The 20,179-nt window shown below is 70.8% G+C and carries 16 protein-coding genes; 4 read left to right on the plus strand and 12 right to left on the minus strand.

All coding sequences use genetic code 11. The features are described 5' to 3' along the window. The first annotated feature begins 237 nt into the window (after window positions 1-237). The 3 genes from IE255_RS13675 (at window position 238) to IE255_RS13685 (ending at window position 2,911) form a co-directional block, all read left to right on the plus strand. Complete coding sequence (locus tag IE255_RS13675) at window positions 238-900, plus strand: NUDIX domain-containing protein (protein WP_190050497.1); 663 nt, start codon at window positions 238-240, stop codon at window positions 898-900. 116 nt (window positions 901-1,016) lie between these two features. Continuing rightward, entirely contained in the window at window positions 1,017-2,000 is a 984-nt protein-coding gene (locus IE255_RS13680) for an aldo/keto reductase (RefSeq protein ID WP_190050498.1), read from the plus strand. A gap of 86 nt (window positions 2,001-2,086) precedes the next feature. Continuing rightward, window positions 2,087-2,911 (plus strand): DUF427 domain-containing protein, encoded by an 825-nt coding sequence (locus tag IE255_RS13685; RefSeq protein WP_190050499.1) that lies wholly within the window; start codon window positions 2,087-2,089, stop codon window positions 2,909-2,911. Here the strand turns inward: IE255_RS13685 and IE255_RS13690 are convergent. The 9 genes from IE255_RS13690 to IE255_RS13730 form a co-directional block, all read right to left on the minus strand. After that, window positions 2,877-3,608 carry a TetR/AcrR family transcriptional regulator gene (locus IE255_RS13690; protein ID WP_190050500.1) on the minus strand — a complete coding sequence of 244 codons (732 nt, stop codon included), beginning with the start codon at window positions 3,606-3,608 and terminating at the stop codon, window positions 2,877-2,879. The genes IE255_RS13685 and IE255_RS13690 overlap by 35 nt on opposite strands. A 65-nt stretch (window positions 3,609-3,673) precedes the next feature. Continuing rightward, window positions 3,674-5,017 (minus strand): GH39 family glycosyl hydrolase, encoded by a 1,344-nt coding sequence (locus IE255_RS13695; RefSeq protein ID WP_190050501.1) that lies wholly within the window; start codon window positions 5,015-5,017, stop codon window positions 3,674-3,676. Between the two features lie 41 nt (window positions 5,018-5,058). Next, window positions 5,059-5,853, minus strand: a complete 795-nt coding sequence (locus tag IE255_RS13700; protein WP_190050759.1) for a polysaccharide deacetylase family protein — start codon at window positions 5,851-5,853, stop codon at window positions 5,059-5,061. 108 nt (window positions 5,854-5,961) lie between these two features. Further along, complete coding sequence (locus tag IE255_RS13705) at window positions 5,962-7,071, minus strand: GNAT family N-acetyltransferase (protein ID WP_190050502.1); 1,110 nt, start codon at window positions 7,069-7,071, stop codon at window positions 5,962-5,964. A 3-nt stretch (window positions 7,072-7,074) separates the two neighbouring features. Beyond that, window positions 7,075-8,193 carry a glycosyltransferase family 2 protein gene (locus tag IE255_RS13710; protein ID WP_190050503.1) on the minus strand — a complete coding sequence of 373 codons (1,119 nt, stop codon included), beginning with the start codon at window positions 8,191-8,193 and terminating at the stop codon, window positions 7,075-7,077. Continuing rightward, window positions 8,190-9,554 carry a lipopolysaccharide biosynthesis protein gene (locus tag IE255_RS13715; RefSeq protein WP_190050504.1) on the minus strand — a complete coding sequence of 455 codons (1,365 nt, stop codon included), beginning with the start codon at window positions 9,552-9,554 and terminating at the stop codon, window positions 8,190-8,192. The genes IE255_RS13710 and IE255_RS13715 overlap by 4 nt, the downstream gene beginning before the upstream one ends. Before the next feature lie 120 nt (window positions 9,555-9,674). Beyond that, a complete protein-coding gene (locus tag IE255_RS13720; RefSeq protein WP_190050505.1) occupies window positions 9,675-10,055 on the minus strand; it encodes a hypothetical protein in 381 nt (126 codons plus the stop codon). Continuing rightward, on the minus strand, window positions 10,052-11,725 hold the full coding sequence (locus tag IE255_RS13725) for a glycosyltransferase (protein WP_229906385.1): 1,674 nt from the start codon (window positions 11,723-11,725) through the stop codon (window positions 10,052-10,054). The genes IE255_RS13720 and IE255_RS13725 overlap by 4 nt, the downstream gene beginning before the upstream one ends. 457 nt (window positions 11,726-12,182) lie before the next feature. Next, window positions 12,183-12,947, minus strand: a complete 765-nt coding sequence (locus tag IE255_RS13730; RefSeq protein ID WP_190050507.1) for a glycosyltransferase family 2 protein — start codon at window positions 12,945-12,947, stop codon at window positions 12,183-12,185. Window positions 12,948-13,135: 188 nt separating this feature from the next. Here IE255_RS13730 and IE255_RS13735 point away from each other — a divergent pair, with 188 nt between their 5' ends. Continuing rightward, window positions 13,136-14,950 carry a glycoside hydrolase family 15 protein gene (locus tag IE255_RS13735; protein WP_190050508.1) on the plus strand — a complete coding sequence of 605 codons (1,815 nt, stop codon included), beginning with the start codon at window positions 13,136-13,138 and terminating at the stop codon, window positions 14,948-14,950. A gap of 40 nt (window positions 14,951-14,990) precedes the next feature. On the opposite strand, the gene IE255_RS13740 is transcribed toward IE255_RS13735, so the two are convergent. From IE255_RS13740 to IE255_RS13750, 3 genes are all read right to left on the minus strand, one after another. Next, complete coding sequence (locus IE255_RS13740) at window positions 14,991-18,182, minus strand: putative bifunctional diguanylate cyclase/phosphodiesterase (protein WP_308280892.1); 3,192 nt, start codon at window positions 18,180-18,182, stop codon at window positions 14,991-14,993. Between the two features lie 6 nt (window positions 18,183-18,188). Further along, a complete protein-coding gene (galE, locus tag IE255_RS13745) occupies window positions 18,189-19,289 on the minus strand; it encodes a UDP-glucose 4-epimerase GalE (protein ID WP_229906386.1) in 1,101 nt (366 codons plus the stop codon). Between the two features lie 86 nt (window positions 19,290-19,375). Next, entirely contained in the window at window positions 19,376-20,167 is a 792-nt protein-coding gene (locus IE255_RS13750; RefSeq protein WP_190050509.1) for a GntR family transcriptional regulator, read from the minus strand. Window positions 20,168-20,179 lie beyond the last annotated feature (12 nt).

The following is a 20,179-nucleotide window of genomic DNA, read 5'->3' on the forward strand; positions in this document are numbered from 1 at the left end:
TCCCCCCGTGAGGTGAACCGGTCACCGTTCGCCTTCCAAGGGGCCACGGCACCGGCTTCCCACTGTCTCCCGGCTCACCGGGCGACGGGCAGTCGCAGACGCGTCACAACCGTGTCCCACGGCGTGCCCCCACCCGCGTCGATCCGGAACGTTCTGAACGTTCGGCCCCGGGCCGCCCCGGATGGTAGAAGCGGGCATGACCATCTTGCTCTTCTCCTCCCGCCCGGCCGGTGCCCGATGACCGCCGGCATCGACACCCCCGACCGCAGGGGCCGCACCGGACTCGACCGGACCGGCCGGGACCTCACCGGCAACCCCCGCGTCAGGGTGCGGGACGTGAAGCTCCTGTCCAGCCACTGGTACGTCGAGCGGACCACGACCTTCGACTTCCGGCACGCCGACGGCACCTGGAGCACCCAGGAACGCGAGACGCACGACCGCGGCAACGGGGCGACCATGCTGCTGTACGACGCCGAACGCGAAACCGTGCTGCTCACCCGCCAGTTCCGCTTCCCCGTGTACGTCAACGGGCACCCCGACGGCATGCTCGTGGAGACGCCGGGCGGCCTGCTCGACGACGATGACGAGCACCCCGAGATCGCCGTCCGGCGCGAGGTCGTGGAGGAGACCGGCCACACCATCGGCGAGGTCCGGCACGTCTTCGACGTCTACATGAGCCCCGGCTCGGTCACCGAACGCGTCAGCTTCTACGCCGCCGCATACGGCCCGTCGACCCGCACCCACGAGGGCGGCGGCCTGGACGAGGAGGGCGAGGACATCGAGATCCTCGAACTGCCCTTCCGCAGGGCCCTGGAGATGATCCGCACCGGGGAGATCGCCGACGCGAAGACGATCATGCTGTTGCAGTGGGCGGCACTGGAGGGGCCGTTCGCCAAGTGACCCGTCCGGTCCTTGACTTGGAGTCCTCGACTTGGAGTCCTTGACTTGGAGCGCTCTTCAAGGTGAAGACTCCCGTGCGTGGCCCGGAGCACCGGGCGCGTACGGGAGGAGCAGCCATGAAGTACCGCACGATCGGCACGGATCCGCAGACCCGCCGGGAGGTGAGCGTGCTCGCGCTCGGCACGATGCTGTTCGGCTCGGTGACGGACGAGAAGACGTCCTTCGCCGTCCTGGACCGCTACGTCGAAGCCGGCGGGAACTTCATCGACACGTCCGACAACTACGCCTTCTGGGTCGACGGCGGCCAGGGCGGCCAGAGCGAGGAACTCCTCGGCCGCTGGCGGCGCAGCCGCGGCATCGGGGACGAGATCGTCGTCGCGACCAAGCTCGGTGCCCGCCCGCTGGCCCCCGGCACGAGTTACGTCGACAACGCCGAGGGCCTGTCGGCGAAGGTGATCCGCGAGTCGGCGGAGCGCAGCCGCGAGCGGCTCGGCATGGAGAAGCTGGACCTGCTGTACGCCCACATCGAGGACCACGAGGTCCCCCTCCAGGAGACCGTCGAGGGCTTCGCCGCCCTGGTCGCCGAGGGCACCGTCGGACTGCTCGGCGTCAGCAACCACGCCACCTGGCGCGTCGAGCGGGCCCGCGCCCTGGCCGCCGCGGCCGGCCTGCCCGGCTACGAGGTGCTCCAGTACGCGCACACCCACCTGCGCCCCCGCACCGACGTACCCGACGACCTCTTCCCGGACGGCAGCCTCGGCCACGCGGGCGCCGACCTCCTCGGCTATCTGAGGGCCGAGCCGGGCCTGACCCTCGTCGCGTACTCGCCCCTGCTGAAGGGCGCCTACAGCCGCCCGGAGCGGCTGCCCGCGGACTTCGACCACCCTGGTACCCCGGCCCGGCTGGAGGTGCTGCACGACGTGGCCCGGGAGACCGGGGCGACCGTCAACCAGGTGGTGCTCGCCTGGCAGCTCGGCGGCGAGCTGCCGATCGTCCCGCTGGCCGGGGTCTCCTCGGTGGCCCAGCTGGAGGAGAACCTCGCCGCGGTGGACCTGGAACTGACCGCGGAGCAGCGGGCCCGGCTCGACGCGGCGCACTGAGAGCGGGGGCCGGGGGCCGGGGGGCGTGGGGCCGTGGGACCGTGGAGGGGAGACGGACATCCGGACGTCCCGAAGGAGCACCGGCCATGACCACCCACCCGGCCCACCCCGCCGCCCGGTCGATCAGGACCACCCCCGAAGGCCTCATGTGGGAGCCCAGCGAGCGCTGGGTGCGCGGTCGCAAGGGCGACGTCACCGTCGTCGACAGCCGGCACCCGGTGCTCGTCTGGGAGCCCCACCTGCCCGTGCCGCAGTACGCCTTCCCGCGCGACGACGTCCGCACCGACCTCCTCCGCCCGGCGCAGCACCCGCCGACGGGCACCCACACCGGATCGCAGATCTTCTACGACCTCCAGGCCGGCGGAGACGTACGGCCGAACGCGGCCTGGACCTTCCCCGCCGACGACCTGGCCGGCCACATCGCCTTCGAGTGGTTCCTGCGCACCGACACGGGCCTCGACCACTGGTACGAGGAGGAGGAAGAGATCTTCGTCCACCCGCGTGACCCGCACAAACGTGTCGACGCGCTGCCCAGCAGCCGCCATGTCCAGGTGGAGATCGACGGGCAGATCGTCGCGGACACGCACGCCCCGGTGCTGCTCTTCGAGACCTCCCTGCCGACCCGGTACTACTTCCCCCGCGAGGACGTCCGCCTGGACCTCTTCGACGCCACCGACCACAGCACCGGGTGCCCCTACAAGGGCACCGCGGAGTACTGGTCCTGGCGGGGCGGGGGCGACGTGCCGCCCAACATCGTCTGGAGCTACCCCGAGCCACTGCCCGCCGTGGCGGCGGTCCAGGGACGCGTCGCCTTCTTCAACGAGGCCGTCGACATCACGCTGGACGGCGAGCGCCTGGAGCGCCCGGACACGCCGTTCAGCCGGATGCTGCGGAAGGGCAGCCGCTCGTGAAGCCGCCGAGCAGGGCGTCGAGGCCGGCCGCGAGACCCTCGGGGCCGCCCTGCTCGGCGAGCGCCGCCGCCGTCTCCCGCAGAGTCGGCAGCTCCTTGGCCGACAGCCGGTGCAGCCCCAGCCGGAAGGCCGGATCGGTCTCGTCCGGGTTGTCCACCATGGGGCGCAGCTCCACGGTGACGTAGCCCAGCAGCCAGGCGGTGAAGGCGCGGAACACGGCGGAGGCGGTGGGCTCGTCGAAGCCGGCTTTGCGCAGCAGGGCGAGGACGCGCTCGTGGTCCCGCAGGACCGCGGCCGGCCGCCGGGCCAGCGGCACCGCCAGCAGCCGCGTCGCGAGCAGCGGCACCGCCTGGGGGTGGGTGAGACACACCTCGTAGGTCGCACGGGCGATCCGGTGCAGCCCGGCCCGCCAGTCGGCGTCCTCGACCGCACCGGCGTCGAGCCGCTCCTCCAGCTCCAGGTACAGGGCCTCGACCAGCCCGTCGAGCAGGGCGTCCTTGCTCGCGGCGTACCGGTAGAGCGCCATGGCCTCCACACCGAGCTCGGCGCCCAGGCGGCGCATGCTCAGGGCGGAGAGGCCGTCGCGGTCGACCAGCTCCAGCGCGGCGGTCAGCACGCGTTCCCGGCTCAGCCGGCCCAGATGGCCGCGGTCGCTGGCTCGTCGGGCGGGGGCGGATCGCCGTTCCTCCTTCGCCATGCAACGCCTTCCGGAGAGGAGAACTCACGAATCTGATAACTGCCAGGAAGCCTGAACAAGATTACTCACCTGCGCAGCCAGAGCGCCTGATGGCCGTCCAAGTCGACAGTCCGACCGTCGATCTTCACCTGAAGTGGCCGGTCCTGGGTGTTGACGACGAGGGTGGCCTCGTCGTCGCCGAGCACCCAAACGTCGGGTGCGTCACTCGGCGCCACGTCTACCGCGCGATACGCCGTGCCGGGTGGGAACTCCCTGTCGAAACGCTGCACCAGGTCGAGCATGGGCCTGGACTCGCCGCCCGTACCGTCGGTGATCTCGGTGCTGCGCCAGAGGCAGCCGGTGCATTGGGCGGTTCGGTTCTGCGGGTTCCAGTAGAACCCGGTGGTGGCACCGCCCCGGACCATGGCGATCATGCCGGCGGCCTGCACGGCCAAGCGGAGCTGCTCGCTCCAGCCGTCGCCGCCGGTGTCTGCGCCCGGTTCGACGTAGTACTCGGCCCACCACAGGGGCAAGGGAGTGCGCTCCCGTACCCACCGGCCGACGGCGGTGAACTTGTCGACGGCCCGGAACCGGTCGGGCAGCGCCTCGTCGCCGTGGGTGTAGCTGGAACCGTCGACGACGACGAAGTCGGCTCCGGCCTTGTGCGTGTTCCAGTAGTCGAAGGCGTCGAGGACACGCTGGTCGACGCTGCCCCACGGGCCTCTCAGGGCGGAGGCGTGCGTGGTGCGGCCGGGCTCGAAACTGTCCATGTTCAGGTACGGCCCGCCCACCAGGTTCTCCTTGTTCACCTTCTTCAGTGCTCGGTGGACCCGGTTGTAGAGCTCGGTGTATCCCTCGTAGTTCCAGCGCTTTCTCGCGTCGTCGAAGAATCCCTTGAATTCGTTCCAGACGATGAAATGCCGTACGTCCGGATAGCGTTCAGCGACTGTGGCGGAGAGGGCGGCGAAGTCGTCGTAGTGTTCGGGGCGCGGGGCGGTCTCCAGGGACTGGCGGGACCAGTCCGTGTGACCGGGTGTGCCGCCCTTCATCCAGTCCGGTGCGCAGCAGAGGGTGATGACGGGAGTGCCGCCGGTCTTCCGGATGAGATCGATGCGGCGGTCCAGGGCGGCGAAGTTGTAACGACCAGGAGACGGTTCGGGACTGGTGGCGCCCCAGCCCATGAGGTGCTGGTTCTGCGGGAGCGGCTGGGCGGAGAGGGCCTTTCGCGCGGTGCTCAGGGCGGCCCGGTCGCCCACATCGGCGCTGTACTCGGTGTGGGTGAAGCCCCAGCCGAGCGCGGGCTGGGCCGGCCCGGCGGCGTCGTCCGGTCCGGTGCCGCCGCAGGCCAGGGCGAGCGTGACGGCAGCCGCTATGGGTAGTGCGGCGAGCCGGCGCCGTCGGATGCCGCGATGCCGTGCGGAGCATTTCATCGAAAACAGAATATCTGCGCAATTGTGATGAATGCCAGATTTTAAGTACCTGGCCGGTGTCGAGCACATGTCCACGCCGTCTTCCACAGCAGGCGACGCGATCTGCGGACCACGGTGTAGCCCTTGGTCAGGATTCGGTCCCGGGCGAAGGTTCTGGTGACGGCTCGACCTTCTATCAACCGGGCGAACTCCTCGGCCCCGGTGCTCCGCCGCACAGTCATTCGACTCAGGGAGAACGGGTCCTGACGAGGACCTGCCAGGGCGTTGTGCACCACCACAGCCTGAGTGAAGCCAGCAGTGCGTACCATCTGCCGCACCCGGTGGTCTGAGTAACCGTATGGATAGGCGAAGGAGTACGGCGGGACGCCGAGTTGCTCGGTGATGATCTTCCAGCAGGTTTCCAGCTCGTAGCGCAGCGCGCCGAGGGGCAGCTGGTCGAGCTGTGGGTGACTGTGGCTGTGACCGCCGATCTCGGCACCCGCAGCGGCGAGTTCGCGCACCTCGTCCCAGTCAAGCATGGTGTCCAGAGCGGCGCCAGCGATCTGGTGCTGACCGGGCAGCCAGCCAGTGGCCACGAACAAGGTCGAGGGAAAGCCGAGTTCACGCAGGACGGGCAGAGCGTGCCGGTGTACACCCTGGTATCCGTCGTCGAAGGTGATCAGTACCGGCCGGACCGGCAGAGGCTGACCGCCGCGCCAAGCGGCCGTGAGTCCTCCCACCGTCAGCGGAGTGAAGCTGCCCTCGTCCAGCAGCCGCATCTGGGCGGCGAACGCGTCCGGTGAGACGGACAGGGCGCGGATCGATGGCGGCGGGGCGTGCGCGATCGCGTGGTACATCAGAATGGGCACGGATCCGGTCACAGGGCACCTCCTCAGGCCCTCAGGCGGCGGATCGGGGATGCCGGGCCGGCCCAGTCCCGGTGCCCGCCATCGTGCGGTCGTGGGCTACGACGCCCTGGTCCGAGCGCGGAGTCTTCCCACTCGCTTCAGCAGCCGGTCGGCCGGGTCGTACAGCTCCGGTCGCGAGACGACAAAGTTGCGCAGCGCTCGCACCGGAGCGCGGCGCGCCCTGTGGGCGACGGCGACCGGATGGCGCCGGGTCACCCAGCCCTCCGACACGAAGATCTCCCGCGTCTTGAGTGAGTCCTTGTACTCGCCCTGGCCACGCCCAAGATCAAGGTAGGAGATGCCGTCGTCGGCGGCCCTCTCGGCCATCCGCAGGTGCAGCGCGACCCCGGGAGAGAACTTGGCGAAGGCGAGGTCGTAGGCCGGGAACCAGCAGGAGAGGACATGATCCGTCCGCAGCCCGAAGTGGGCGGCCACCGGTTGGTCGCCCGCGTAGAGCACGGACAACTGACCGGCGAAAGAGTCCGCCCGGGTGTGGAACAGCTGCTCCACGAGCTGGGTGATCCAGGGCTGCGCGAACCGGTCGCTGCGGCCGGTCCTGCGGTACTGAGCGGACTTCCATGCCATCAGCGTGTGCAACATCACCGGGTCGCGTTCGTCGTGCACATAGCGGACCTCCCCGGCTGCCTTGGCCAGCTTGCGTTCCTTGGCGAGTCTGGTGCGTGTGCCCTTGGGTGACCGCTCTCCCAGCCGGGCGACATAGGCTTCCCAGCCGTCCGCCACGTCGATCACGGGCGAGGGGAAGCTGGCCCTGGCGGATCGCTCGAACGGCTGCTGCCCCTCCGCGAGATGGTCGAACTCCCAGATGGCGAGCCCGCACGCCGCCAGCAACGACGGAGCGTCCCAGCGAAAGCCCGCTTCGTGCACCAGCCCCTGGCAGTCGGAGAGGCCGAGGCCGATCGCGCGGCCAACTCCCGCGGGCGTGCGCTCGTAGGGGAAGAACGCCGTCGGTTCGCCGCCTGGTCCGTCCCGCATCACGGCGATCCGGACCCCGCGCCGGTGCCGGCCGACCGCGAGGGCGAACTCGGGTGAGAGGAAGGGGTTCGCCATCTGCGGCGTACCGTGCACTGGCGCTTTCGACTGCATCGTCGTCCACGCGGTCCGGTCGGCCGCCGTCACTTCGTGGGCTCGGTAAACATCGATGTCCATGATTCACGTCCTTGTCGCGAGGGTCTCCGCGGTGCCGTCTCCGTGTCCGGCCGAGTCAGCGGCCGAAGGCAGCACCTCGACCCGGAAGGGGGAGGTGCTCCTGCGGGCCCGGAAGGAGCCCACGACGTAGCCCGTGGCCGCGATGACCACCCCGGCCACGATCGCCCCCGCGCGCCCGGCGCCTCCCCGCTGTCCCCGTACTGCGTCGAGCAGCCCGTGCGCCACTCCGGCGGGCAGTACCCGGGTGGTATAGCGGCGTTCGGACTCCAGGCCCTTGGCCACGCCTACGTGCCGGGTGACTTGAGCCTTCGACAGCCCCTCCGCGTAGGCGCGGCGGCGGAAGTACGCGAAGCGTTCCCTGGCGGCGGGAACCTTGTGATGGATGACCGCGCGGCTGTCGAAGAGCAGCAGCGAGTCCGGGATGGCCCGGGCGAGCCGGATGCAGAACTCGGTCTCCTCGCAGCCGAGCGGGCGCTTGTCCCCGTCGCGGCCGATGCCGATGGCGAAGCCGCCCGCCGCGTCGAAAGCCGTCCGCCTAAAGGAGGCGTTTCCGCCGAGCACGTTGCGGACCGGTGCCACGCCTTCCGGCAGTCCCCGGTACGCGCAGCCGACGACCCAGTCGAACTCGGTGGGGAACCAGACCGGGCGGTGCCCGGACGCCCAGGCCGGGACAGTGCGGCCGCCCACCGCGATCACCTGCGGATCCGTGTACGCCGACGCCATGTGCCGCAGCCAGTCCCGTTCTGCCACCGCGTCGTCGTCGAGGAACGCGATGACCGTGCCCCGGCAGGCGGCGATCCCGGTGTTGCGCCCGGCCGACAGGCCGCGGGGGCCCGCGTTGGCGAGGACCCGTACTGCCGGACCCGGTGAGCCCTCGCGCCCGTACCCCCCGTATTCCGTGCGCAGGCGTTCCAGGAGTTCCGGATTGTGGTCGACCACCACCAGGGTCTCCAGGGCCGGCCGCGACTGGGCGCGTACCGACTCCACGGCGGCGAGGATGTCCTCCCAGCGCTCCTCGGTGTACACGCAGATCACGACGGAGAACTCTGTTCGGGTCCCGAGGATGCCGCCGGTGTGCGGCCGGGACGGATCACCGCTGAGGGACAGCGCGTGGACGTTCATGACGAATGCTCCGAGATCCCCGGCAGCCAACTCGACCGCCGGATCAAGAGGTAAAGGGCCAGCAGGCACTGCGCCACGAGCCAGGCGACGCCTGCTCCGGTCAGACCGAGCTCGGGCAGCAGGACGTGGGAAAGGCCCAGCACGAGGAAGCACAGCGCCAGTTGCAGTCCCACGACCATGCGCAGGCGCCGCCGCATCCGGGCCACGTCGATGGCCACGCTCACCAGCAGGTTCGGCAGCGCTGACAGCGCCAGCAGCCGGAGCAGCGTGGTGCCGTGCTCCCCATATCCCGGCCCGAAGAAGGACAGGAAGTACGGGGCGACGACGATGATCGCAACAGTCCCGAGGGCCATGAGCAGGGCCGAGTGGCGCAGCACCCGGAACGCGTGCTGAGCCAGCTGCCCGGGAGCGTGCGCCGCCTCCACAATCAGGGAGCTGCCCATGTTGGTCGCCAGCAGATAGGGGATGTAGCCGATGATCCAGGCCAGCGAGAAATAGGCGCTCTGGGCCGGCCCCAAGGTGTTCAGCACGAGCAGCGGCACCAGGTTGTACGCGGCCATCCGGAACAGGGAACCCACATAGTCGGCGGTCGAGTACCTCACCATCCGGGGCGGGCGTTCCGTCTGCGGGGCCTCCCGCTCATGGCGGGGCACGGCTCGCCGCAGCAGGAACACGTTGGCGACCAGAACGGCTACGACAAGGGCACCGGCCCAGGAGATCAGGATGCCCGCGAAGAGCGTCAGGGCGGCAGCCACGGCCAATAGAAGGATCTTCACCACGGCGAATACCACGTTCTCCGCCGCCACCCAGCCAGGGTGCCGCACTCCGGTCAGCGCACCGTCCTGAAGGGCGAAGATGGCGTATCCCGCCGTGTAGGCGACGAAGAAGAGACCGGTCACCGGTGTCAGCAGGAAGTCGAGGCCGGGAGCGATCTGCGGGACGAGCAGGAGGAAGCCGACCGCGACCAGGGCGCTGCAGGCGATGCTGGCGACGTAGCAGGCGAGGATCAGCCTACGCGTGTGACGGCCGGCGGCCGGCACGAATCGGACCAGGAAGTCGGAGAGGTTCAGCTGACCGACGGTGGACAGCAGCGTGGCCGCGGAGATGGTCGCGTAATTGAGGCCGACTGTCCGCTCGTCGTACCAGTGAGTGGCGAACACCCAGAACACGGCGCCCAGCGCCGCGTTGATGAGGGAGCTCACGGCGAGAAGGTGGCCGTTGCGCAGCAGCGGCTCGCGGGGCAGGACAGCGGCGAACCTCTGGCGTATCGGTGCGGTGAAGGGGCGCTTGGTGGCTGCGGGGGCGGGTGGAGCCGCCGTCTCTGCCGTCTCGGCCGGCGGCAGGGCTCGTGGTGCGTGCACGGCTTCTCCTCGGGGCGAATCCGTACGTTTACGCCGTACATGTACATAATAAGCCGACTGCCCGATTGGTCAAGGAATGAGATTGAGGGGAGTTGTCTCGCGGTATGGGAGGTGGCCTCGTCAATCGTCCACGGACGTTCGGTGGGCGTTTCTCCTCGCCCTGAGCAGCGCAGGCGCCAGTGCCAGAACAGAGCTGAGCACCGCGAGGATCAGCAGGGCACGCGTGGGCGTGGACGCCTTGGTCAGGAAGAGGGCTTCGGCGACCAGGGTGGAGAACGCGATGCTGAGGGCCACGGTGAGGACGGTGAACTCCAGCCGGGACCTGCGACCGGCTTCGGCGTCAGACGGCCGCCGGGTCAGCAGCAGGGTGGCGGCCAGTCCCGGCCCGATGAGGAGAAACGCGGACATCGTCGCGACCCGTAGCGGCGCTCCTTCCGGCAGAGCGGTCGCGGCGACGGCAACCCACCCGGACACGGCGACTCCCCAGCGCAGTCGGTTCATCCCGGGCTTCCTTCCGCCGGACGGACGTAGCGGTAGACCACCGCGTCCGGGTTGGCGTAGACGCGCTTGAAGTCCGACGCCCTGGACAGCGCCGACTCCAGCCGGTCCACGAAGTCGGCGGGCATCTCGCCGTTCAGATGGACGTCCGCGCGCTGCGCCCGGTTGAGGAGGATGTAAGCCGGCTGCTTCCCCGCTCTCCTGAGGAGCGGTTCCAGACCGGTCAGGGGGTTTTCCATCAGCATCCGCCTGGTACTCAGGCTCTCCTCGGTGACCTGCGTGCGCTCGTGGCGGTCATAGTGCATCTCCAGGCCTGGAGCGGCGTACGTGACGGAGATGAGCAGCGACCCGGTGGGGGTTGTCGTGGTCACGTACCGAGTGGCGGCGGCCTCCTGACGGGAGAAGTAGTTCATCGCCTCTTTGCTGTAGTAGCCGAACGCCAACCCGCCGAGCATGGCCAGGAGTACGACGCAGACGACCGGCATCCGCATCCGCAGGCGTTTCCCAGGAGGCAGCAGCAGGGCGGCGATGAGCAGGGCGACAGCGGGCAGGGCGAACATGTAGGACCGGAACACCATCTCCCCGCCGTAGGCATTGGCCAACACTAGGAGGAGAGGGGAGATCGTGAGCAGCGGAAGCGGGGTGCGCCGGGTCCAGCGCCGTACGACGAAAGCCAGTGCGGCGAGCAGGAAGACGCCGACCGACATGCCACGCTCGATCCAGGACACCATGATCTGGCTCGCCGCGGGCGTGGCCTCGGCGAGCCTGTTGACTCCGGACCAGATGTTGGCTTCTGGCTTACTGAGTGCGGAGACGAGGTCGCTGAGGTTCTCGGACATGTACTGCTTCGCCACAGTCGCGTTCCAGGCTGCGGTGAGCGCGACCGCCCCGATCAGCGGGGGCAGCACCACCCGCCGGTTGCGCCGGGGCAGGGAGAGCAGCAGCAGCGCGCTGATCAGCATCATGGGGGTGAGCTGGTGGGAGGAGACGATCGCGGCCTCCAGCACCAGCACCATGAACAGCCGATCCGGAGGCCAGCTCAGTCGGCGTTTCCCAGGGCTCGGCAGCCCTGCGGACGCGGCCTGCTGCTTCAGCACCAGGGCGATCACGCTGGCGAAGAGAAGGAAGGCGAAGGCCTGGGGGGCGAAATAGTCCTGTCCCACCCATGAACATGAGTAGTAGATCCAGACGGCTCCCCAGACCAGCCTCCGATCGTCGGTGATCGACCGGTAGATCAGCAGAAGCGGGCCGAGCAGTAGAAGGTTGGCGAGAGGCTGGGCCCATTGGGCGTAGGCATCGGGCGACTGGAGCCCGGTGGCGCGCAGGAGCACCGCATTGAACTGGAAGAAGCCCGGCCACTGGTTGTAGATGGCGAAGCCCGCCGCCTCCGGCACCTCGCCGTTGTGCCGCATCATCGCGTCGATCACGGCCACGTGCTTCCAGCCCCAGGCGTACCGCAGCTCCGGATAGAGCAGCGACGGCGTGGCGTGCAGGATCGAGATCAGCGCGAGCACGTACGCCAGGTAGCAGGCAGGGGGTGTCCGCCGGTCGGCCGCAGCCACGCAGAAGCCGATGGTGAGCAGGGCGAGGGCGACCCAGAAGAATCCCGGCAGCACTTTGAGCAGCCCGAAGTCCCACATGCGGTCGAGGGGCACGTCACGAAGCGAGAGCACCCAGACTGTGACCGCAGTGGGCAGCACGACGAGTGCCGTCCAAGTGCCAACCCCCGTCGGCCGGGACCGTGGTCGGCCGGGGCGGAAGAACCTGGCAGGGCTGTCGGGTGCCGGGCTCTGAAGGACAGGGCTCGCCGTGTGCGGTGGCGCAGCGTCGCCCTCCGCCGGGACCTTCCCGGGGACCACGGGACGGTCTCCGCTGTTCACCGTTGGCTCCGGCCTGACGTCCTGTCGGTGTGCAGCGCTCGTCGGGTCGTCGTGCCGAAGGTCTGCGCATGGTTCACGACCAGGCCTCCGGATGGCGAAACGCGGATGTGTTCGGGGACGACGATCACAGCGGGCCCGCGGCTCGGGGCGTGTCATGACGCACTGCTGTTCTGCGGTCACCGGTGGTGGTCCCGCTCATAGTCCACCACGGGTGGCGTGCCCCAGCCACTCGGCGCAGGGCGGCCCGGACCTACTTGCCTGGCCGCTCGGACAGCAGCGTGCGCAGCACCCGGCGCCCGTCGGAGATGGCATGCAGGTTGGAACGCCCGCTGCGGCGGGGCAGTTCGAGGCTCGGTACCTCGGCGATGCGCAGGCCCGAACGCAGGGCGTGGGCGATCATCTCGGTCTCGATCTCGAACCCGGAGGAGTGCAGGTCGAGGTCGTCCAGGAAATCGCGGCGGAAGGCGCAGAACCCGTAGCACAGGTCCGTCAGCTTCGTGTCGTACAGATGGTTCACGGCGGCCAGCAGCAGCTGGTTGCCGAGGCGCCGGATGCGGGTGATGTCGAGCGATCCGCCGCCCGCGATGAACCGCGAGCCCTTGACGAAGTCGAAGCCGTTGTCGAGGAAGTGCAGGTAGTGCGGGATCTCCCCGGGCAGCATGCTGCCGTCCGCGTCCATCATCACGATGTAGTCGCCGTTCGCGGCCAGGAAGCCGGTGCGCAGGGCGTTGCCCTTGCCGGGGCCGTTCTGCTCGACGTTGCGGACGGTCGGCAGGCACCGGGTGGCCACGTGCACCGTCGCGTCGACGGAATCCCCGTCGACCAGGATGACCTCGTCGACGCAGTCCGGGATCTGTTCGAAGACCCAGGGGATGTTGCGTGCCTCGTTCCGGGCGGGCACCACCAGGCTGACGGTGGCCCGGGGCGGGGGACGGTCCTCGGCCCGGCGCAGGGGGTGGGCGGGGGGGTCCGGGAGGAGGGAGGGGTGCTGGATCGCGTGAGGCGTGTGGTTCATGGTGGCCGTGTCTCCGAGTGAAGCGTCCTCGCAGAGACGCCATATATTTACGACGTATACGTACATGTTCCCCCTTTTGTCCGCGAGGTCAAGAGCAGCGCCTTTTCCGTTGTCGGCGGCCCTGGGGCGGGCGCTCTTTCCGGCGTAGGGTGGAAAGCGGCAAAGTGCACGACGGCGTAGTCCCGATCATGAATGCACCCATCGAGGATTACGCCCTCATCAGCGATCTGGAGACGGCCGCCATGGTCGGCCGGGACGGGTCGGTCGACTGGCTCTGCTTGCCCCGCTTCGACTCCCCGGCCTGTCTGGCGGCCCTGCTGGGCACCGAGGAGAACGGACGCTGGCGCGTCGCCCCGCTGTCCGGCGGCCGCTGCACGCGCCGCTCCTACCGGGCCGACACGCTGGTCCTGGAGTCCGTCTGGGCAACCCCCACGGGGACGGCGCGCGTCACGGACTTCATGCCACCGCGTGCCGGAGTGCCGTGCATCGTCCGTCTCGTCGAGGGCATGTCGGGCACGGTGGACCTGCGCAGCGAACTGCGGCTCCGCTTCCACCAGGGCCGCGTCGTGCCGTGGGTCCGGGACGTCGGCCACTGCACCGTCGCGGTCGCCGGCCCGGACGCCGTCTGGCTCGGCGGCGACGGACAGGTGCGGGACCGGGGCGCCGAGGACGCCACAGTCTGGGACTTCACCGTCACGGCGGGACGCCGGCTGGCCCTCACCCTGGGGTGGACACCCTCGCGCCGGTCCGCGCCCCCCTCGTCCCTGTCCGTCCCGGCGGAGACCGCCCTGAAGGAGACCGTCGACTTCTGGCGGCGCTGGGCCGCCCAGTGCCGCTACCAGGGGCCGTGGCGGGAGGCCGTGGTCCGCTCCCTCATCACCCTCAAGGCGCTCATCTATGCCCCCACGGGCGGCATCATCGCCGCCCCCACCACCTCGCTGCCCGGATGCATCGGCGGCGAGCGCAACTGGGACTACCGCTTCTGCTGGCTGCGCGACTCCACCTGCGCCCTGTCCTGCCTGTTGCGCAGCGGATACCGGGACGAGGCCACCGCCTGGCTGGACTGGCTGGTGCGGGCCATCGCCGGCGACCCCGCCGACCTCCAGACCGTCTACGGGGTCAAGGGCCAGCGCCTGCTGCGCGAGACCGAGGCGCCCTGGCTGCCCGGTTACGAGGGCTCCCGGCCCGTGCGGTTCGGCACCTCGGCGGTGCGCACCTTCCAGCCGGACGTGTACGGCGAGGTCATGGACACGCTGTGGCTGTCGCTGCGTGCCGGCATCCCGATGCCGGCCCACGTGTGGGACCTCGTCGAGGCGCTCATGGGGTTCCTGCTACGGCACTGGCGCGAACCGGACGAAGGGCTGTGGCAGCTGGGAGCTCCACGACGCCAGCACGTGCACTCGAAGGTCATGACGTGGGTGGCCGCCGACCGCGCCGTGCGCATGGGCGAACTGCTCGGGCGCAACGGGTCCTCCGGCGAGTGGCGGGCCATGCGCGAGGAGGTGCACCGGCAGGTCTGCCGGGAGGGCTGGGACACCGCCCAGCGGTCCTTCGTGCAGTCCTACGGCGAGCCCGGCCTGGACGCCTCGGCCCTGCTCATCCCGCGGGTCGGTTTCCTGCCCGCCCGCGACGAGCGGGTACGCGGCACCGTGCGCGCCCTGGGCCGGCTCGGGCACGGCGGGTTCGTGCGCCGGTACACCCAGGGCGGCACCGGGCCCGGGGGAGCGGACTGCGCCGAGGGCACGTTCGTCTCGTGCTCCCTGTGGTACGCCGACGCTCTCGCCACGACGGGGCACCCGCGGCAGGCCCGGGAGGCCTTCGAACGGGTCCTCGCCATCCGCAACGACGTCGGTCTGCTGGCCGAACAGTGGGACCCGGACTCGGGCCGGCAGCTGGGCAACGCGCCGAAGGCGTTCAGCCACATCGCGCTGGTGGAGACGGCGTTCGGCCTGTCGCCGGCAGCGGCCCGGAGCCACCGGGCTCCGGGGGCGGTCCGGCCGTGACGCCGGTGATGCCGCCCGGGCCGGCCGTCCGGGCCGGCCGTCATCCGTCGTTCCGCTGCCGCAGCACCGCCTCGCCCTCCTCCACCGTCAGTGGCCGGGCGAACAGAAAGCCCTGCCCGTACCGGCAGCCGATGTCCGCCAGCAGATCCCGCTGCGGCGGTTTCTCGATGCCCTCGGCGATCACCTGGAGGCCGAGTGTGTCGGCGAGATGGACGATGCCCTCGACCAGGGTGACCTGCCGGGGGTCCTCGGGGATGCCGTCGATGAACGACTTGTCGATCTTGAGTATGTCGACGGGGAAGTCCTGGAGGTAGCGCAGCGAGGAGAACCCGGTGCCGAAGTCGTCGACCGCGATGCGCACACCGCGGTCCTTCAGGGCCCGGATCTGCGCGTCGATCTGCTCGGTCCGCCGCATCAGCACCGACTCGGTCAGTTCCAGCTGGAGGGTGCCCGCGGCGAGGCCGGTGGTGTCCAGGGCGGTGCACACCTCGTCCAGGAAGCCGGTGTCCCGCCACTGCCGGGCGGACACGTTGACGCTGAGATACGGCGGGGCGAGCCGCGGTGTGCGGTGCTGGAGCCGGGCGATGTCGGCCGTGGCCGTGCGCAGCACCCAGGCGCCCAGCGTCGCGATGTGCCCGGTCTCCTCCGCGAGCGGGATGAACCGCCCCGGCGGCACCGGATCGGGCCCGGGCTCCGGCCAGCGGGCCAGCGCCTCGAAGCCCACGACATCGCCCTCGGCGATGTCCACCACCGGCTGGTAGCGAAGATTGAACTCCTCCTGGCTGACGGCCTTGTCGAGCCGCACCTGGAGGTCGTGACGCTCCACCACCCGCACCCGCTGCTGGGGCCGGAACCGGCGCCACGTGCGCTTGCCGGACGCCTTGGCCGCGTACAGGGCCAGGTCGGCGAGCGCCAGCAGTTCCTCGGCGTTCGTGGCGTCCCTGGAGGTGGCCACGCCCACACTCGCCGAGACGCTCACCGAGTCCATCGCCAGGCGGAACGGTCGGCTGAGCGCCCGGACCACCTGGGCCGCGAGCAGCTCGGCGTCGAGCGGCTGCCGCGCGTCCGCCATCAGCACGGCGAACTCGTCGCCACCGAGCCGGGCAGCGGTGTCGGCAGGGCGCAGCGTCCCCGACAGACGCTCGGCCACGGCGCACAGCAGCCGGTCACCGACCGAGTGGCCGAGCGTGGTGTTGACGATCTTGAAGTCGTCCAGGTCGATGAAGAGCAGGCACGGGGTCGTCGACTCCTTGCGGTGGCGACGGAGCGCGCGCTCGGTCCGCTCCAGCAGCAGAGTGCGGTTGGGCAGACCGGTCAGGGGGTCGTGGAAGGCCCGCTCGGTGATGTCCCGCAGGGTGACGACCAGGCCGTTCACGGTCGGGTCCCGCCGCAGGTCGCGGCCGCGCACCTCCACCTCGATGCGGCCGGTGTCCCGTACCACCCGCCAGTGGTCGTGAGCTTCCCGAGACCCGCTGCCGCGCAGCGCCGCCAGGGTGCGGACCGCCCGGTCCCGCTCCCGGGAGTCCACCAGGTCCGGCAGCTGCGTCCCGGTGAGGTCGGCGCCGCCGAACATGGTCCGCGCGGACGGACTGGCGTACCGGACGGTGGTGTCGTCGTCGAGGATGAGGATGACGTCCGAGGCGTTGCGTACCAGGGTGCGGAAGTACGTCTCGCTCTCCTTGCGGATGACCTCCCGGCGCAGCGCGATGCGTTCCGTCGCCAGCCCCGCGTGCGAGGCGAGCAACTCCAGGGAGCCGCGCATCTTGGCGAGTTGCCGCTCGGAGCCGGCCGCCAGCAGCGCTCCCGGCAGCTCGCCGCCGGCGGGCCGCTCGGGCTGGACCATGGGACAGAGCAGAGCGGTCGGCAGGTCGCCGAGCCGGGCAGTGATCTCCGGACCGAGCGCAGTGGCCGGGACCAGCACGGTGCGGCTGCGGACCGGCCGCGCGGACCCGGTCCGGCCGGGCTCGCCGCCGGCGTCGGCCCAGGCAGGGCAGCGCGCCAGACGCGCGTACAGGTCACGGGTCTCCCCGGCCGACAGGAGCAGGGTCACATGCCGGCCCTGCGGCCCGAACAGGCTGGTGACCGCCGCGGCGCAGGCCCGCGCGATCTCCTCCGGCCAGAACGCCCCCACCAGGGACGCGGCCGCGGTGCGCAGGGCCAGCTCCCGCGTCATGGCCTTGCGGTGCGCGACGACCATCATGGCGAGCCGGAGGATCACCAGCAGGAACAGCACACCGGAGAACCCCGCCAGCACCGTCGCGTCGTGGACCAGGCCCCTGCTCTCCTCGTGGCCGAGGATGGCGGGCGGGATCAGTGTCGCCGTGGCGAGCAGCAACAGCCGGTGCCGGGGCGGCAGCAGGGACTGGGGCGGGGGGCGCGGCGCGGCCGGACGTGCCATGGAGGGGTGCAGTGCGGCCAGTCCCCAGGCGGTGTAGAACACGATCCGGCCGGAGTCCGGCAGGGTGCCCGCCTGCCAGGTGCCGTTGAGCTGGAGGACGCCGTGGACGATGTCCGAGGCGAGCAGCGTGAGGGTGCCCAGGACGAGCAGCTGGACGGCGCGGCTCGGGCGGGGGGCGGGGCCGCGGGCGAGGAGCCGGACCAGCAGGGCCAGCACCAGGACGTCCCCGAGCGGGTAGGCGATGCTGATCGCGCGCTGCTGCCAGGTCAGCCCTTCCAGCCGGGCCAGCGGCAGCACCAGGTAGACCCACACCGGCAGGGCGAGCCCGGCCGTGATGACCACGGTGTCGAGCAGGCCGGGAAGGTCACGCCCCGTCCAGCGGTAGCGCGCCAGGCCGGTGAGCCCCACGGCGAACAGGGGGTACACCGCGAGGTAGCAGGCGTCCGCCGGCGACGGGAACGTCGACGCGGAGAAGTACGCCTCCTGGGCGTTGTAGTAGGTGTCGCCCGCGGTGAAGGCCAGCAGCCCGGCGGCGAGCACCAGCCACGGCCCGGGGTGCGGGGGCCGGTGGACCCGCACTCCGACGAGGACGGCGGCGACCCCCGCGAGACCGATCAGGGCCCACAGGGGTGTACGCAGGGCCGGAACGCTCAGCCAGAGCCCGGTGAGGACCCCGACGAGCGCGACATGGGCGGCCATCAGCCGACGGGCCGGCGGCGCGGCGGGGCGCCCCGGGCCGGCCCGGGCGGCGGTCGAGGCGGGGCACGGGCCCCACCGGGTCAGACGCCGGACATGGCTCACCGCACGCGGCGCGGGGACAGCCGGGGGCCGCATGGCGGCCTACTCCTTCGTCTCCGGGCACTGCACGGCCTCCACGTAGCCGTCCGGGTTGAGCCGCTGGAAGCGCCAGGCGTCCCGGCACACGTCGGCCAGGTCCCGGGTGGCGTGCCAGCCCCAGGCGCGCGTCACGGCCGTCGCGTCGGCGACCAGCTCGGCGACGTCGCCGGGGCGGCGAGCCGTGACGTCGTACGGAATGGCTCTGCCGGATGCCCGGGAGAACGTGGCGAGGACGTCGAGGACCGAACTGCCGGCGCCCGCGCCCAGGTTGTACACGTGCATGCCCGGAGCGTCGGCCAGATGGTCCAGCGCGACCCGGTGCGCCTCGACGGCGTCCATGACGTGCAGATAGTCCCGGATCCCGGTGCCGTCGCGGGTCGGATAGTCGTCGCCGAAGACGGAGAGCCTCTCGCGCCGGCCGACGGCCACCTGCGCGAGGTACGGCAGCAGGTTCTCGGGCGTGTCGCACGGGTCCTCGCCGAGGAGGCCGCTGGGGTGGGCCCCGGCCGGGACGGGGTACCGCAGGCACAGCACGGTGTACTCGGGATGCCGGCGGCAGACGTCCGCGAGAATCTGTTCGCAGATCCACTTCGAGGCCGCGTACGGGGTACCGGGCCGGACGGGGGTGGTCTCGTCCAGCGGCCCGCCACCGGCGTCGCCGTAGATCCAGCAGGAGGACGGGTAGACCAGCCGGTGCACTCCGTGCTCGTGCATGGTCCGCAGCAGGGCGGTGGTGCCGCCCACGTTGGTGTCGTAGTACGGGACGGGCATCCGTGTCGACCTGCCCCCCGCCTTGTGCGCGGCAAAGTGCACGACGGCGTCCACGGAGTGTCGGTCGAAGACGGCCGAGAGGGCGTGCCGATCACGGATGTCCAGCTCGTAGACGGCGCCGACGAAGCGGCCCGCGATCCGTTCCACCCGGGTGAAGACCTGCGGTGTGCTGTTCGAGTAGTCGTCGACCACGATCACCTCGTAGCCGTGGTCGAGCAGTTCCACGCAGGTGTGACTGCCGATGAAACCGGCCCCGCCGGTGACGAGGACGGTCGAGGGTGCCCAGGAGGATCCGGCTCCTCGAGGGGTCGGCATCTGGTTCCTGCGCGCCATGCCGGGACACTCCCGCGTCGGGTGCGGTCGGGCACCGTATGTTTACGGCGTATATGTACGACTTTTGCACCCGATCGCGGGGTCGGTCAAGGCCTCACCAGCAACTGAAAGTCGAACGTGTAACGCGTCGCCCGGTAGATGTGCGACCCGTACTCCACCGCCCGCCCGGTGTCGTCGTACGCCGTCCGCTGCATGGTGAGCAGTGCCGCCCCCTCCTCCTCGTCCAGACGGGCCGCCTCCTCCGCCGTGGCCGCGCGGGCGCCGATGGTCTGGCGGGCGCTGTGCAGGGTGATGCCCGCCGAGCGCATCATCCGGTACAGGCCCGTCGACTCCAGGCGGGCGTCGTCGAGGTCCAGCAGGGTCGGTGGGAGGTAGTTGCAGAGCAGGGCCACCGGCCGGCCGTGGGTGCGGCGCAGCCGTTCCAGGGCGGTGACCTCGCTGCCCTCCGCGACGCCGAGGGCGGCCGCCACGTCGCAGGACGCGGGGACGAGCTCATGGCGCACGACCTGCGTGGTCGGCTCCTGCCCTGCCGCCTCCAGGTCGTCGTAGAGGCTGCTCAGCTCCAGCGGGCGCCTGACCTGGCTGTGCACCACCTGGGTGCCCACCCCGCGCCGCCGGACCAGCAGCCCCTTGTCGACGAGGGACTGGATGGCCTGGCGGACGGTGGGGCGGGACAGCCCGAGGCGCACCGAGAGGTCGACCTCGTTGCCCAGGAGGTCGCCCGGGGCGAGGACGCCGTGCTCGATCGCCGCCTCCAGCTGCTGCGCGAGCTGGTGGTACAGCGGCACGGGACTGACCCGGTCCAGGGCGAAGTCCAGCGAGGCGAGGGCGGGGGCGGCCGCCGTACGGGCCCGGGCACGGTCACCGGTCTTCGCCATGGATCGAACCCC

Origin of the sequence: Streptomyces lomondensis, assembly GCF_014651035.1 — a bacterium.
GTDB classification, from domain to species: Bacteria; Actinomycetota; Actinomycetes; order Streptomycetales; family Streptomycetaceae; genus Streptomyces; species Streptomyces lomondensis.